This is a genomic window from Bifidobacterium sp. wkB338, assembly GCF_003688325.1.
Classification (GTDB): domain Bacteria; phylum Actinomycetota; class Actinomycetes; order Actinomycetales; family Bifidobacteriaceae; genus Bombiscardovia; species Bombiscardovia polysaccharolytica.
On the sequence record NZ_NPOR01000022.1, the window covers coordinates 21,623 to 36,139 of the forward strand.

Annotated in this window: 12 protein-coding genes; 4 read left to right on the forward strand and 8 right to left on the reverse strand. The window is 60.8% G+C overall.

Going from position 1 to position 14,517, the window contains the following annotated elements; translation table 11 throughout:
• Positions 1-42: 42 nt before the first annotated feature.
• Complete coding sequence (locus CI603_RS04765; RefSeq protein ID WP_121913247.1) at positions 43-930, reverse strand: PHP domain-containing protein; 888 nt, start codon at positions 928-930, stop codon at positions 43-45.
• A gap of 71 nt (positions 931-1,001) precedes the next feature.
• Here CI603_RS04765 and CI603_RS04770 point away from each other — a divergent pair, with 71 nt between their 5' ends.
• Complete coding sequence (locus CI603_RS04770) at positions 1,002-1,634, forward strand: vitamin K epoxide reductase family protein (RefSeq protein WP_121913285.1); 633 nt, start codon at positions 1,002-1,004, stop codon at positions 1,632-1,634.
• Here CI603_RS04770 and dapF read toward each other — a convergent pair whose 3' ends face one another.
• A complete protein-coding gene (dapF, locus tag CI603_RS04775) occupies positions 1,635-2,600 on the reverse strand; it encodes a diaminopimelate epimerase (RefSeq protein WP_121913248.1) in 966 nt (321 codons plus the stop codon).
• 67 nt (positions 2,601-2,667) lie between these two features.
• Here dapF and murI point away from each other — a divergent pair, with 67 nt between their 5' ends.
• Together murI and CI603_RS04785 are read left to right on the forward strand one after the other, a co-directional pair.
• Entirely contained in the window at positions 2,668-3,453 is a 786-nt protein-coding gene (murI, locus tag CI603_RS04780; protein ID WP_121913249.1) for a glutamate racemase, read from the forward strand.
• A 68-nt stretch (positions 3,454-3,521) separates the two neighbouring features.
• A complete protein-coding gene (locus CI603_RS04785; RefSeq protein WP_121913250.1) occupies positions 3,522-4,373 on the forward strand; it encodes a patatin family protein in 852 nt (283 codons plus the stop codon).
• Between the two features lie 71 nt (positions 4,374-4,444).
• On the opposite strand, the gene CI603_RS04790 is transcribed toward CI603_RS04785, so the two are convergent.
• On the reverse strand, positions 4,445-5,413 hold the full coding sequence (locus tag CI603_RS04790; protein ID WP_121913251.1) for an SPFH domain-containing protein: 969 nt from the start codon (positions 5,411-5,413) through the stop codon (positions 4,445-4,447).
• Between the two features lie 167 nt (positions 5,414-5,580).
• Here CI603_RS04790 and CI603_RS04795 point away from each other — a divergent pair, with 167 nt between their 5' ends.
• Complete coding sequence (locus CI603_RS04795) at positions 5,581-6,528, forward strand: aldo/keto reductase (protein WP_121913252.1); 948 nt, start codon at positions 5,581-5,583, stop codon at positions 6,526-6,528.
• A 122-nt stretch (positions 6,529-6,650) separates the two neighbouring features.
• Here the strand turns inward: CI603_RS04795 and ileS are convergent, their stop codons facing one another.
• The 5 genes from ileS to CI603_RS04820 form a co-directional block, all read right to left on the reverse strand.
• On the reverse strand, positions 6,651-9,995 hold the full coding sequence (gene ileS, locus CI603_RS04800) for a mupirocin-resistant isoleucine--tRNA ligase (RefSeq protein WP_121913253.1): 3,345 nt from the start codon (positions 9,993-9,995) through the stop codon (positions 6,651-6,653).
• A 314-nt stretch (positions 9,996-10,309) separates the two neighbouring features.
• Positions 10,310-11,020, reverse strand: a complete 711-nt coding sequence (locus CI603_RS04805) for a TetR/AcrR family transcriptional regulator (protein WP_121913286.1) — start codon at positions 11,018-11,020, stop codon at positions 10,310-10,312.
• Positions 11,021-11,039: 19 nt separating this feature from the next.
• A complete protein-coding gene (locus tag CI603_RS04810) occupies positions 11,040-11,801 on the reverse strand; it encodes a DUF624 domain-containing protein (protein WP_121913254.1) in 762 nt (253 codons plus the stop codon).
• A complete protein-coding gene (locus tag CI603_RS04815) occupies positions 11,798-12,838 on the reverse strand; it encodes a hypothetical protein (protein WP_121913255.1) in 1,041 nt (346 codons plus the stop codon). The genes CI603_RS04810 and CI603_RS04815 overlap by 4 nt, the downstream gene beginning before the upstream one ends.
• Before the next feature lie 4 nt (positions 12,839-12,842).
• Positions 12,843-14,498 carry a sugar ABC transporter substrate-binding protein gene (locus tag CI603_RS04820; protein ID WP_220702259.1) on the reverse strand — a complete coding sequence of 552 codons (1,656 nt, stop codon included), beginning with the start codon at positions 14,496-14,498 and terminating at the stop codon, positions 12,843-12,845.
• Positions 14,499-14,517: the final 19 nt, after the last annotated feature.

The window sequence follows — 14,517 nt, forward strand, 5'->3', positions numbered from 1 at the left end:
CGACCGTATCCTTCTGGTCCGGCCGCCCCCTATCTGTATCCGCTAACCTTTCCAGGCCACCGGACAGCTTCCTTTGGCCCTGTCCACGATTTGGGCCACCACCTGTTCACTAGTGCTGTTCTCCCCCATGCGATTTGGCTTGCCTTGTCCGTGCCAGTCCGATCCTCCAGTCACCAGAAGCCCCCAGCGCTGGGCCAGAGCCAGCAGTCGTCGACGCTGCTCGGGCGGATTGTCCCGGTGCCAGACCTCGAGGCCTCCCAGCCCCTCCCTAGCCAATGCAGCGATCTGCTGGTCGGAGAGCAGAACAGGATTGCGGCTGACAGCACCGGGGTGAGCAATGACCAAGACACCGCCTGCATGGTTTACAGCTGCCAGCACCTGGTGGGTGGTCGGCGAAGGCGTAGGCAGGTAGTAAGGGCTGCTGGAGGAGCAAACCCCGGCGAAGGCCTGGCTCCGGTCGGAGTAGACACCGGCCTTGACCAGGGCATCGGCGATGTGCGGACGACCCACCGTGGTCTTTGAACCCTCCTTGACCTGGTCCAGCACCTCCTGCCAGGTGATCGGGTAATCCCGTGAAATCCGCTCAACCATAGTCCTGGTTCTGGTCAGCCTGGCATCCCTGGTCTTGGCGAAAAGCCCGGCGATGACCGGATCCTCAGGGTCGTAAAGATAGGCCAGCATATGAACCGATACACGGCCATCCTGCGCGGTGATTTCAGTGCCTGGCAACAGGGGCATCCCCAAGTCCTGGGCCGCCTGACGAGCCTGACCCCAGCCCGCATTGGTGTCATGGTCGGTGATGGCCAGACCTTCCAGACCCAGCTGCTGCGCCTGCTCAACCATCCCCCTGGGCGTCACGGTGCCGTCGGAGAACACGGTGTGGCAGTGCAGATCCCAGCCGGAGGCCATGGCAGTATCCTCATGCGTCATGCCTCCATCCTAAACTCGTGAACAAGTTACTGTCCCAGAGAAACCTCCCGACCATTGAGGTGATGGACCCCATGAGTGAACCGACCTCTTCTGTCACACTGCAGCAGGGCGCCAGATCCTTCTCCAGCTATCTGATTGCCGCCCTGGCCTCGCTCGCAACCCTCTACGCCAGCCTGGTCCTGTCAGCGGAAACCCTGCAATTGGCACGCCACCCTCAGGGCCAGCTCAGCTGTGACATTAACTCGGTGGTCTCCTGCTCAGCCGTGGCCCAGTCCCCCCAGGCCGAACTGATTCGCCTGGGCACCCTGCCGATCCCTAATGCCTTTCTGGGGTTGATAGCCGAGTCCGTCTTCCTGACACTGGCCGTAGTAGGCCTCTGCCGGATCAAGATGCCGGCGCTGCTGGCGGCAGGAACATGGTTCGCCTCGCTTGCCGCCCTGGCCTATGCGCTCTGGCTGTTCACCCAGTCACTCTTCGTCATCCACGCCCTCTGCCCCTGGTGCCTGGTCATGACCTTCGCCACCAGCTTGCAGTTCATGGCCTTCAGTCACGCCACGGTCGTCCAGCAGGGTCTGCCGCGCAAGAGGCCAAAATGGCTGCAGACCTACTACCAGCGGCACTTCGATCTGATGGTCGACCTGATTTGGCTGGTCGCCCTGGCAACCATCGTTCTGGCCGTGGAAGGATCCGCCCTCTTCGGCTGATCAGCAACCGGGAATATTCTCCAACGTCAGACGGGCCACCATTCTGGCCGGTCCTGTCAGCCACACATCCTTCGGATCCACGTCCACTTTCAGACTGCCTCCACCTACCTGAATGGTCCAGTGATCGACCCCGGTCAAAGCTCGAAGCAGCACTCCGCTGGCGCACAAACCGGTCCCGCAGGACAAGGTCTCGCCTACGCCACGCTCATAGACCCTCATGCTGGCCCGACCACTGCCATCATCGGCATCCAAGGCGTCCAGACGCAGGAATTCCACATTCTGTCCCTCAGCCAGCCCGGGTCTGACCCGCGGCGGAGCCGACAGGTCCAGATCGCCCAGGTCAGGCAGATCAGCTCTGGACAGCAGGTCGGTCACGGTCCCAGGCAGTCCCCCGGTCTCCACTTCGGCAGCGGCTGAGGCCAGAACGACTGCATGGGGATTGCCCATATCCACCAAGGTGCCAGGAGCGGAGCCTCTTAGGACCTCGCCTTCGACCAGCTGTTGCCCCACCGGGCCCATCCGCCAAGCTCCGACCTTGACCTTGAAGACATGCTCGCCATCGCACTTCATCGGACTGCGCGAGACAATCCGCTTGACCCCTGCCCGGGTCCCCAGCAGGAAGGACGATCCCTCCATGGTCGGCGTCAGTCCCTGCTTCTGGGCGAAGAGGGTGACGGCCCGCGTCCCGTTGCCGCACATCTGAGCCAGTGACCCGTCCGCGTTGCGGTAGTCCATGAACCACTGACAGCCGAAACGGTCACAGGCATCCACCTGCTCCTGGTTCAGGTCGCTGACATCAGCCGGGTGGGCCAGCCGGATCACCCCGTCGGCTCCGACCCCGAAATGCCGGTCACACAGCCATCGCACCTGGTCGGCCGTAGGTTCCAGTTCCCCCCGGGGATCGGCGTAGACCACGAAATCGTTGCCGGTGGCTTGCATTTTGTAAACAGTCCGGGGAATACTCATGCTTGTAGCGTACGGCCCTTCGGCGACAGGCTAGGCTGGTTCTTCGGCTGCGAAAGGAGCAGATCATATGGCATCAGATGCACCGATCGGGATCTTCGACTCCGGGCTCGGCGGTCTGAGCGTCACCGCAGCCATCCAGAAGCTTCTGCCTCAAGAGAATCTGCTCTATTTCGGTGACTCCGCCTATGCCCCCTACGGCACCAAGGAGCCAGCCCAGATTGCCCATCGCTGCCAAGTCATCGGCGACCGGTTCATGGACCAGGGCGTCAAGGCCATGGTCATCGCCTGCAACACCGCCACCAGCGTCTGTGTGGATGAGATGCGCCAGCGCTACTCGGTTCCTGTCATCGGCATGGAGCCGGCCCTGAAGCTGGCTTGCACCCGAGGCGGAGGCCGACCCCAACGGGTTCTGGTCACGGCAACCCCGCTGACCTTGAGGGAGGCCAAATTCTCACGCCTGATGGCACGATTTTCTGGCAGGCACACCATCCTCACCCAGCCATGCCCAGACCTGGTGACCATTGTGGAGTCTGACAAGTTGAATGACCAGGCCCTGGTCGACGCCACCCTGCACCGTTACTTGGACCCCTACGATCTGCAGACCCTGGATGCCTTGGTCCTTGGCTGCACCCACTTCGTTTTCTTCCGCCAGTCCATCGCCCGCATTTGCCCGCCGAGCCTGGCACTGATCGACGGCAACCCGGGAACGGCCCGCCACCTCAAGGATCTGCTGGCCCAGGACGATGCTCTCAACCAGGGCCCTGGTCCCGGCAGAGTACAGATTGCCAACTCTGATTCCTCACCGGCTATGCTGGATTTGTCCAAACGACTGCTGGCCTCCTGCCGCCCCTGAACAGCTTGTCCAACGTTCACGCATAAGCTGTCAACAAGCTCGGATATCTGTCAGGAATCGAGGTGCTCATGGCACGCAAAAGAACAGCCGTCATTGACGTAGGCGGCGGCTACCGATCCATCTTCGGCGCCGGCGTCTTCGACCGCTGCATGGAGCAGGGCATCACCTTCGATCACTGCTATGGGGTCTCGGCCGGCAGCGCCAATCTGGCTTCATTCCTGTCGGGCCAGCTCAGACGCTGCTACCGCTTCTACACCGTCTACTCCTCCCGCAAGGAGTATGCGAGCGTGAGCAACTTCCTGACCAAGCACACCTTCGTCGACCTGGACTACGTCTACGGCAAACTTTCGGCGCACGATGGGGAATGCCCGCTGGATTACCAGGCTCTGAAGGCCAACCCGGCCCTGTTCACCGTAGTGGCCTGCAAGGCAACTGACGGATCCACCGTCTACTTTGACAAGTCCGACCTGGCTCAGGACGACTATGACATCCTCAAGGCCTCGTCCACTGTGCCGGTGGCCAACAAGCCCTACATGATCAATGGAGTGCCCTATCTGGATGGCGGCATCGCCGACCCGGTCCCGGTCCGCAAGGCCATGGACGAGGGCTATGAACGCATCGTTCTGGTTCTGACCCGCCAGAGGGATATTCTGCGCGAGCAGAAGAAGGATGTCCTGCCGGCCCGGATCCTGTCGAGGACCTATCCAGCGGCCGGCGAGCGCCTGATGGAGCGCTACCGCACATACAATGACGAGGTTGCCCTGGCCAAGCAGGCCGAAAAGGAGGGCCAGGTGCTCATCCTGGCCCCGGACAGCCTGTGCGGGCTGACCACACTGAGCAAGTCGCTCAAGGGACTCAACGCCATGTACGACAAGGGCTATCGGGCCGCCGAGGCCATAGCCGACTTCCTGGAAAGCTAAACCCGGTCCCCGCACGACTCTCCATGCGGGGTTTTTCTTTTCCCTTTTTGGTCGAGCTCTTTTACAAGCCTTTACAGTATCGGCGCCCCGGTCTCGCTCTCTGTGCCTGCGCTCCTGCGACCATGGCGGGGATCCGCACTCCCCTGGCTGCTCTGGGCAGTCATCAGCGCTGCGGTCATCTGGTTGAAGAGCTCGTTGTAGCCGCCGGGGGTCGCCGCAGGCAGAACCAGAGTCTTGGCATTGTCGGACTCGGCCAGCGAACGCATAACATCCAGATATTGGTTGAAAAGCACCACGTTGTTGACGGCATCGATATCCATACCTACGGCCCGAAGACTGTTGATCTGATCCACAATGCCGTTGGCGATCTCCCGCCGGTAGTTGGCCTGGCCCTCGCCCTGCATCCTGGTCTTCTCGGCATCCGCCCTGGCCTGGGTCTCGATCTCGATCCGACGGGCCTCGGCACGCTCCCTGGTGGCCTCCTTCTCACGCTGGGCCGCATTGATGGAGTCCATGGCCTGCTTGACCTGGGTGGAAGGATCGATGGCGGTGACCAAGGTCTTGATGACCGAAAATCCGAAACGCTGCATCTCCTGGCCCACGGTCTGCTGAACGTCGGAGGCGATGTCGTCCTTGCGAGCGAAGGCGTCATCCAGGCTCAGCGCGGGAATGGCCGACCTGAGGGCGTCCTCCATGTAGGAGCGTAGCTGGCCCGCCGGATCGACCAGCTCGTAGTATGCCGTAGCCACATTGGCCGGCTCCACACGGAACTGTGCGGAGACCTCCACGGTGACGAAGACATTGTCTTTAGTCTTGGTCTCCAGCTTGACGTTCAGCTGGTTGACCCGCAGGTTGGTCTTGGCGGCTATCCGGTCCACCAAGGGGATCTTGGCATGGATGCCCGCCAGCACCACACGGTGGTACTTGCCGAAGCGCTCAATGACATCTGCCTGCTGCTGGGGAACCACGAAAATCCCCAGGAGGAAGATGATCAGCGCCAGAACCAGCACGGCGATCACAATGGCGATGCCTAGATGCATGAGTGTTCTCCTTCGAGCTTAAAACCCTTGGATGCCGGACCTGAAAACCGCATCATTCCAGCCTTTCCTCTCATCACCATACATGATGGGCTCGTCTGAATAATAGGTTCGGGCACTAAAGCCGTAATAGACTCGGCTTAACAAGACTTCAACCCGAAAGGATGAATATGGCAAAACTACGCGGCATCGACGCCGAAATCTTCCCCCTGGTCCTGGGCGGCAACACCTTCGGATGGACCAGCGACGAATCTGTGTCTGACCAGGTCCTGGACGCCTACACGGCAGCCGGAGGCAACCTGATTGATACAGCTGACGTCTACTCAGCCTGGGCCCCCGGCCACTCCGGCGGCGAATCCGAGATCGTCCTGGGCCGCTGGCTGGCCAAGAACGGCAACCGCAACAAGGTCCTGGTGGCTACCAAGGTCAGCCAGCACCCCCAGTACTCCGGTCTTTCGGCCAAGAATATCGAGGCCGCTGCCGATGCCTCCCTGCTCAGGCTGGGCCTGGATGTAATCGATCTCTACTACGCCCACTTCGACGACAGCTCCACCCCCTTGGAGGAGACCGCAGCAGCCTTCGACAAGCTGGTCAAGGAGGGCAAGGTCCGGGCCATCGGCCTGTCCAACTACACGCCGGACCGGATCCGCGAGTGGTTCAGCATTGCTCGCAAGGAAGGCCTGACTCTGCCGGTGGCCCTGGAGCCGCAATACAATCTGGTCTACCGCAAGGACTATGAGAATGGCCTTATGCCAGCTGCCAAGGACGAGAATCTGGCGGTCTTCCCTTACTTCTCACTGGCCTCGGGCTTCCTGACGGGCAAGTACCGGACCATGGACGACCTCAAGGGCAAGCAGCGTGAGGGCATGGTCAAGGACTTCTTCACCCAGGAGGGGCTGGATGTGGTCGCCGCCATGGACGGCATCGCCAAGGCCCACGGGGTCGAGCTGGCCACAGTAGCTCTGGCCTGGCTCAACCACAGGCCTGGGATTGCGGCCCCTATCGCCTCTGCACGCACCCCTGAGCAGCTGCCAGCCCTTCTGGCCGCTGCCCATCTGGAACTGGGCGACGAGGATATGCAGACCCTGGACCAGGTCAGCGACAAGGTCAAGGGCTGATCTGCAAACTTCGCTGCCCGCTGGGCGGCCAAGTGTGACACAAGCGGACACCCAGCCAGGCAGGTCGAACGGAAAAGGGCTTCCATCTGATACAGGATGGAAGCCCTTTTGTACAGCTACGATCAGACCTTGACCAAATTGACCTGCGGCTGATCCAGATCGCCGGCATTGACGGTCAGGCTGGTGGCCAGGGTCTCTCGGGCAATCAGGTCGCTGAACTGCTGGGCTTTGGAGGCATCCTCTCCGGGCAGGGTCAGGGTCAGATGAATCCGGTCAGCGATGTCCAGACCTGCGGTCTTCCGGGCATCCTGAACCTGGCGTATCAGATCCCTGGCGTAGCCCTCAGCCAAGAGGTCGTCATCCAGCTGGGTGTCGAGGATGACGAAGCCACCAGTGGGCAGGGCTGCAGAGGCCGACCGGTCGGCCTGGGAGCCGTCCTCCTGCTCGATTCGATTGTCCAGCTCGTATTCGCCTGGCTCCAGGGTCACCGGTCCGTCGGGGGTAGTGACGACCACATGCCCGTCCTGCTCTAACCAGTCGCCCTGCTTGGAGGCACGGATGACGAATTGGACCTGCTTGCCCAGTCGGGGTCCGGCCGCGCGCGCATTGACCTTGAGATCGTGGATGATTCTCAGACCATGCTGGCCGGCCTGATCCAGGGTGCAGAACTCCACATCCTTGATGTTGAGCTCGGACTTGAGCACGTCCACATAGGAGCGGGCCGCATCAGGGTCACGAACCACCACGGTCAACCGGGACAGGGGCTGGCGGACGCGGATCTGCTCGGCCTTGCGCAGGGCCAGGGTGGCCGAAACCACCTCGCGGACCTTCTCCATGGCGGCTACCAGGGCAGGATCGTCGCGCAGGACCTGTCCCAGCTGGGTCTCCTGCCCGGTTGCCTCGTCGGCCAGGAAGGGCCAGTCGGCCAGATGTACCGACTCACCGCCGGTCAGCCCCCGCCAGATCTGCTCGGCTTCCATGGGCGCCAGCGGGGCCAGAACACGGGAGAAAGCCTCCAGGACTGTGTAGAGGGTGTCGAAAGCCTGGTGATCCTCGCTCCAGAAGCGGTCGCGGTTGTTGCGGATGTACCAATTGGTCAGCACATCGATGAAGTCAGTCACCGCATCGCAGGCTTCCGAGATGGCGAAATCGTCCAAGGCCTTCTGCACCGACTGAATCAGCCGACGGGTCCGTGCCAGCAGGAAACGGTCCATCTCCGGCAGGTCGGCCACACGGTCCGGTGTCAGCGCCTGGGCCTGGTAGCCGGCGCCTTTGTTGGCCGCATTGGCATAGAGCGTGTAGAAGTAGTATGAGCTCCAGACCGGCAGCATGACCTGACGGACTGTGTCGCGGATGCCATCGGCGGTGACGACCAGGTTGCCGCCGCGCAGGATGGAAGAGCTCATCAGGAACCAGCGCATGGCATCGGATCCGTACTTGTCGAAGACCTCATTCACATCCGGGTAGTTGCGCAGATGTTTGCTCATCTTCTGACCGTCGGAGCCCAGGACGATGCCGTGGCAGATTACGTTCTTGAAGGCCGGACGGTCGAAGAGGGCCGTGGACATGATGTGCATGGTGTAGAACCAGCCACGGGTCTGGCCGATGTACTCCACCACAAAATCGCAGGGATCCCTGTCTTCGAAGTACTGCTTGTTTTCGAAGGGGTAATGGAACTGCGCGAAGGGCATGGAGCCCGACTCGAACCAGCAGTCCAGCACATCGGTGATCCTGTGCATGGTGGACTTGCCGGTCGGGTCGTCGGGGTTGGGCCTGGTCAGCTGGTCGATCCAGGGCCGATGCATGTTGATCTGCCCCTTGTCATCGGTCGGGTAACGGCCGAAGTCCTGCTTGAGCTCATCCAGGGACCCATAGACATCCACCCGAGGGTACTTGGGGTCGTCCGAGACCCAGACCGGTATGGGCGAGCCCCAGAACCTGTTGCGGGAGATGGACCAGTCGCGGGCGTTGGCCAGCCATTTGCCGAACTGGCCGTCCTTGACATTCTCGGGGATCCAGTTGATCTGCTGGTTGAGCTCCAGCAGGCGGTCCTTGATCTTGGTCACGGAGACGAACCAGCTGGAGACCGGCTTATAAATCAGCGGGGTGCCGCAACGCCAGCAGTGTGGGTAGGAGTGGACATAGCTCTTCTCCTGGAAGAGGATGGCCCTATGCTCGGCTGGGATCTGTGCCAGGGGGCCGTCGCCTGCACGCAGGTTGCGCACGATGGGCATGTTGGCATCGAAGGCCTGCATGCCCTGGTAATCGGGGCACTGCTCGGTGAAGACGGCGCCTGCATCGAGGACGTCAACGCTGCGGATTCCCTTGGCGTTCAGGGTGTTCATATCGTCCTCGCCATAGGGAGCCTGGTGAACCAGGCCAGTGCCCTCCACAGTGTCGACGTAGTCAGCCGTGTAGATCGTATAGGCATTGGGGCCGGGGGTGCCGCCCTCGGATTCGGCCTGCTCTCCAGCGAAGTAGGGGAAGACCGGCCAGTACCGCCAGCCCTCCATCTGGGACCCCTTGAGGGTGCGGACCACCTGGTAGTCCTCCCCCAGCTGCTTGGCGTAGTCACCCAGACGGGCCGTGGCGATATAGAACCGCTTGCCGGCGAAAGGCCCCGACACCGGGCTGACTTCCGAGTACTCGATGTCTGCGCCGACAACGATGGCCAGGTTGGTTGGGACAGTCCAGGGGGTGGTGGTCCAGAAGACCGCATAGGCATCCTCGTCCCTGAGCCTGACGGCCACGGAAACAGTGGTGTCCTGCCGGTCCTGATAGACATCGGCATCCATGCGCAGCTCGTGGTTGGACAGCGGGGTCTGGTCCTTCCAGCAGTAGGGCAGCACCCGGTAGCCCTCGTAGGCCAGCCCCTTCTCGTAGAGGGTCTTGAAGGCCCACATGACCGACTCCATATAAGAGACATTCAGGGTCTTGTAGCCATGGTCGAAGTCCACCCAGCGAGCCTGACGGTGGACGTAGTCCTTCCACTCGCTGGTGTACTTGAGCACGGATGCGCGGCAGGCGTCATTGAACTTCTCGATGCCCATCTGCTCGATCTGATCCACGCTGTCGATGCCGAGCTCGCGCTGGGCCTCCAGCTCGGCGGGCAGACCGTGGGTGTCCCAGCCGAAGACCCTGTTGACTTTGTGGCCCTTCATGGTCTGGTAGCGGGGAATGACATCCTTGACGTAGCCGGTCAGCAGGTGCCCGTAGTGGGGCAGGCCGTTGGCGAATGGCGGGCCGTCGAAGAAGACAAACTCGTTGTCGGCGTGGTCGCCGGACGGACGGCGATCCACCGACTTGTTGAAGGTGTCGTCCTGATCCCAGTAGTCCAGAACGGACTCCTCCATGTGGGGGAAGGAGGGATTGGGCGTCACCTTGGCCAGAGCCGGGTCCACCACCGCCTTGGGATAGACTTCACCATCCCGATTTGTCGCATCTGAGGTATCAGTGGTCTGATTCACCGTTCACGCTCCTCGCTGGTCGTTCATGTCGCCATGCCGAGGACGAGGGACCCATGGGGCCCACCGCGGTACCACCTCGCTTGCCCGGCCAATGACCCGCGCCGGACCGCTTGAACTGGGCTATGCGGGCCCACCCGTCGGTTCTACTGAGGACCGCCGCATGCGATCCCGTTCTTCCGAGGGCTCCCCGCTGATGACGGATCAAGGCCCACTATGAATGGATAGTATCATCGCCTAAGGAAAGAGGGGAATCCGGTTCACCAGGCGGACAATCATCAGGCGGACCCATTTCGTCACACCGCTGACTGGGCCCCTCACCCCCACTCTCCCCCTGTCCCGGCATCCGGCTCGGCATCCCGGCCAGCCATCTGGTTTCCCAGCGCGGCCGCTACGATCACATGCATGGCGAAGGAGAGGGTCCGGACCATGTCAATCTGCCCCTCCTCCCCCTCGTCCATCAACCACTGGAGCTGGAGGCCGTCCATAAGAGCCAGTATGGACGAAGAGGCCATCAGTGCAAGATCCTGGTCCACTACCTTTCCCCGGTCGCGGCCCAGCTCCACCATCCACTCGGCCACCTCTTGACGGAGACTGGCATACCGTTCTCTGAAGAAAGGATGGCCGGGATTCCCCTCGGTGATGGATTCCGAAGAGAGGGTGATGAAGGAGCGGGCGATCTCGGGATTGCGAGCATGGTCGACGATGGTCTGCAAGAGATGATCGAAACCAGCACTACCTCCGGGCATCTTCCTGTCAGGGAGGCCGGCCACTTCGGCCTGATCGTTGTATCTGAGGACCTCGATCAGGAGCTTGCGCTTTGAACCGAAATGGTGGAGGATGCCGGCCCGAGTCATTCCCACCTTGTCGGCAATCTCCTCAAGGGTACCCTTGGCAGCACCCTTCCGGCCGAAGACATCAAGGGCAGCCTTCAATATCTCTTCCCGCTTGTGCAGAGTCTCGGGGCGGTGGCGGGTGTGGTCCCCACCCTCACTCGGCCCATCTGTCTTCTTCACCTTCCGGATCATGCCAGCTTCTCCTTCCCCTTCATCGCCTGCCGGGGCCAGGTCGGTCTCCGCCATCAAGACCATCACCCCCTGTGGACCGTTCACTGCCTCTGCCTTTTGCCTGATCTGGACGGGCTCGGACCGGCAGGACCCCGCAAGCTCGACGAAAAAGCCAGGCCTGGAGGAAGGCCAGGAGGGAGCCGGCAAAAAGGAGCCACAGTGGCCAGAGTCTCGGCAAGAAGATAGGAAGCAGGCAGGTGAGGGCCAGGAGGAGGAACATTCCTCCGCATTCCAGGACATGCCCGACCCCCACACCTAGCGAAGTCCTCAGGAGCTTTCCAAGGGAGGGGTTCTTGAGGCTCTGGTCCGACATAATGGAGGCTCCGGCTCCGCCAAGGTCGGAGGACAGACCTAGGGCCAGGAGTGGGAACAGGGGCATGGCCGCCAGAAGAAGGAAGGCCACCAGGACCATAAAGGTAAGGAGGACCGGTTGAGACCCCCGCGTGAGATTTGCCAAAAGGAAGTAAGCCCCCACTAAGGCAGTTAGCACGGCCACGACCAGGAGCCAGACCTGGGTCGACCTGGCCAGGCGTGCCTTGAAAGCCTTCCAATAGCGGACACCCACCCGGACAGTTCCCTCCTCCTGCAGGGCGAAAACCACAGCGAAAAGGGCAGTCAGTCCGGCCCCCACCGTCACCAGAGGAAGGCAGGAGACGAGAAAAAGAAGGTTCAACTTGAGGAGTTGCCAGCCCTTATCCAGGCAACGGTAAAGGGGACCGTCCAGAGCGAAGATCCTGCTCATAGGCCCTCCCTTGGGCCCGGTCCGCAGACAAGGGTCACAGCCATCACGGTCCAGAGGGTCGGTTCCGCCTCCTGACCCCGGCGACCAAGGACGAAACGGACCCCAATTCTGATCTCCCTCCAGCCACTGTTGCAAAGGACAGCCACCTGGCTTCCGTCGGTGTTCCCAAAGGCAAAGTCAGACAGATAATCGGCCTGTTCCATACTGATCCTTCTGCCGCCTGGCCTATTGAGCCGACTGAAGCGAGCAAGACCGCAGTAGTCCAGATCACTGGTGATCCTTCCTCTTCGGTCCGCCTTGACCAGGTCTCGACAGGTACTGGTACCGAAGCCTGAGATGACCTGCCCGCCCTTCTCGTCCAGTGTGAGATTCCACAGGACCAGGTAGCGGGCCTTTTGGCGCATGAACTCGATACCCATGGACATCAGGTGGGCCAAGGTCTGGTGAAGTCTGGGTATCCACTCTCCTTCCGAACCCTCCGTGACATAGGCCCCGTAAACAGGCCTCGGCGCGCTGACCTTCGTCTGGCTTTCGGGCCTGCTGTCATACCAGTAACAGGCGATTCCGTCCAGGACCCCACCCGCCATGTCGATGAGGTCCAATGGGTGGTCTGTCCGGTCCCGGTTGTGCTCATATCCTAGGATATTCGTTTGCAAACCGGCACGGTCCAAAGCCCGGCAGAGGTCCTTGCGGATACTGAAGGAGAAGTTTGTAAGGAACCTGCCCTCCCGGCCACCGTTGGGGTCGTCATAGGTGTAGGGGTGGTGGGAACAGTCATAGAACCAGATTGGGTTGTGCAAAAGAGACAGGCTGATTACCGGCGTCAGGTCGAAGAGGGTCCTCATGAGGCACAGCCTGGTTCGAGAAGGCAAACGGTGGCAAACCAGGTAGGCAGAAGGATCGGTCGCCAGGATGACGCTCGGACGGTCTTCGCCCATCTGTCGACCGCCCCGCCAATCACCGGCTCCCCTTCCAACTGGCCCAAGTTCTTTTCTCATCTGGCCTGCCCTGCTGTTGCGGAAAATCCTGATCGTCATTCCTTCAGCTCCTGGTCTGTGAACCCTTGAGCCTGTTCAGATTGGCAGCGATCTTTGCATCCCGTACCTTATTGATTTCGTCAATCCTGTTCTCCTTTTGGAACTGGCCGTACTGCTCCACCAGATTTCTGAAGTCCTTTTCGGATCCGCTCCTGATCAGGGAGACCAGGATGGTCGACCATTTGGTCTCGATTGCCGAGTAGGAACGAGCCTGGAGAGTGCCCTGGTCGGGGGCTATGTTCTCTATCTCGTACTGGGTGGTCAGCCAAGGCTGTCCGAAATTCTGGATCTGGCGGACCGCATCCGTAAAGGACTCAGGGTTGAGCGCCTTGTAGCGATCGTGGCCGAAGAGAACGAATTCGGCAATCCGGTATTCATTCTGCCACTTCTTACTGTCGGTCAACCTAACCTTGTTGGCTTCGGGTGTCCACATGACAATCTTGCCCGGCCCCCTGGTGTAGGTCTTCCCCTCGAACCCGTAATTGACCAACATCTGTCCATAGTCGCTCAGGAGGTAAGTAAAGACCTGGATGGCCTTGGAGGGATTCCGGCAACCCTTGCTGATGAAGTTTATGGTCCAGCCGCTCAGGCCGGCATCGGTCAGTGTGGGTTTGCGCCCCTGAGTACTGCGCAGACCATCGATAGCCACATACTGGCTGTCGGGGTGGGCTGAGGCCCACGTCTGGAGCCAGAGGCCGTGGTTGACCACGCTGGCCATGAACATACTGGCATACTTGCCCGACTGTATCTTCTCGTTGAAGGCATCACCGTCGTCGGCGAAGGAATCGTCGGATATCCCACCCGCAGCATGCAGACGGCGGAAGGTGTCCAGCCAAGTCAGATAGTCCTTATCCTCCCTCCGATCGTAAAAGCGGTGGCCGGCCTTGGTGGTCGGGACCCCCAGAGTGTTTTGCAGGGTCACGTCCAGAGAGGAATTGGTCCCGTTGAACTCATTGAAGCCAAAGGGGATCAGGTCGGGGAACTTCTCCTTGATGGCCCTCATCCCAGCCAGAAAACCCTCCGGGGTGGTGAAATCCTGCCTTCCGATGGCAGCCAGTACATCCTTGCGGATGATGAAACCGCTTGAGGCATGCACGGTCCCGTCCCTGTAGTCCATCTCCGTGTTGGAATAAGAGGGGTACGCATAGGTTTTCCCATCGTCCTGACGGTACCAGTCCATGGTCTGTTTGGCTGTCACCTTGTGGAAGTAAGGGTCGTACTTGTCGGCCAGGTCATCAAGGGGGTATGCCCAGTTCTTGGCTGCCTTGACCACCCGGGAGTTGGCATCCAGGACGGTGATCAGGTCCGGCAGATCACCACCGGCAAAATAAGTATTGAGTTTGCTGTCGTCTCCCGTGACGAACTCGATGTCCACATTCAGGTCCTTTTTGATCTGGCGGGTGATCATGTCCTTCCCGAAGGACTTGTTCCACCAATCGGCATTGACATACCACAGGATTTTGTTGTTCTTACGTCCGTCAATCTGCCAGGCCGGCTTGTCGGGCGAAAGCCTGTAGGCCGGGGCTGGCAATTGGGCCACCGTGTGCGATGTGTAGCTGTTGTCGATCCCGCAGGCCGCAAGACCGCCCAAGACAGCCGGGATCATCACCACCGCGCAGAGGGACTTCAACCTTCTGCACACAATCGTTTTCTTACGCATGAATGCTCCTTAGCTCTTC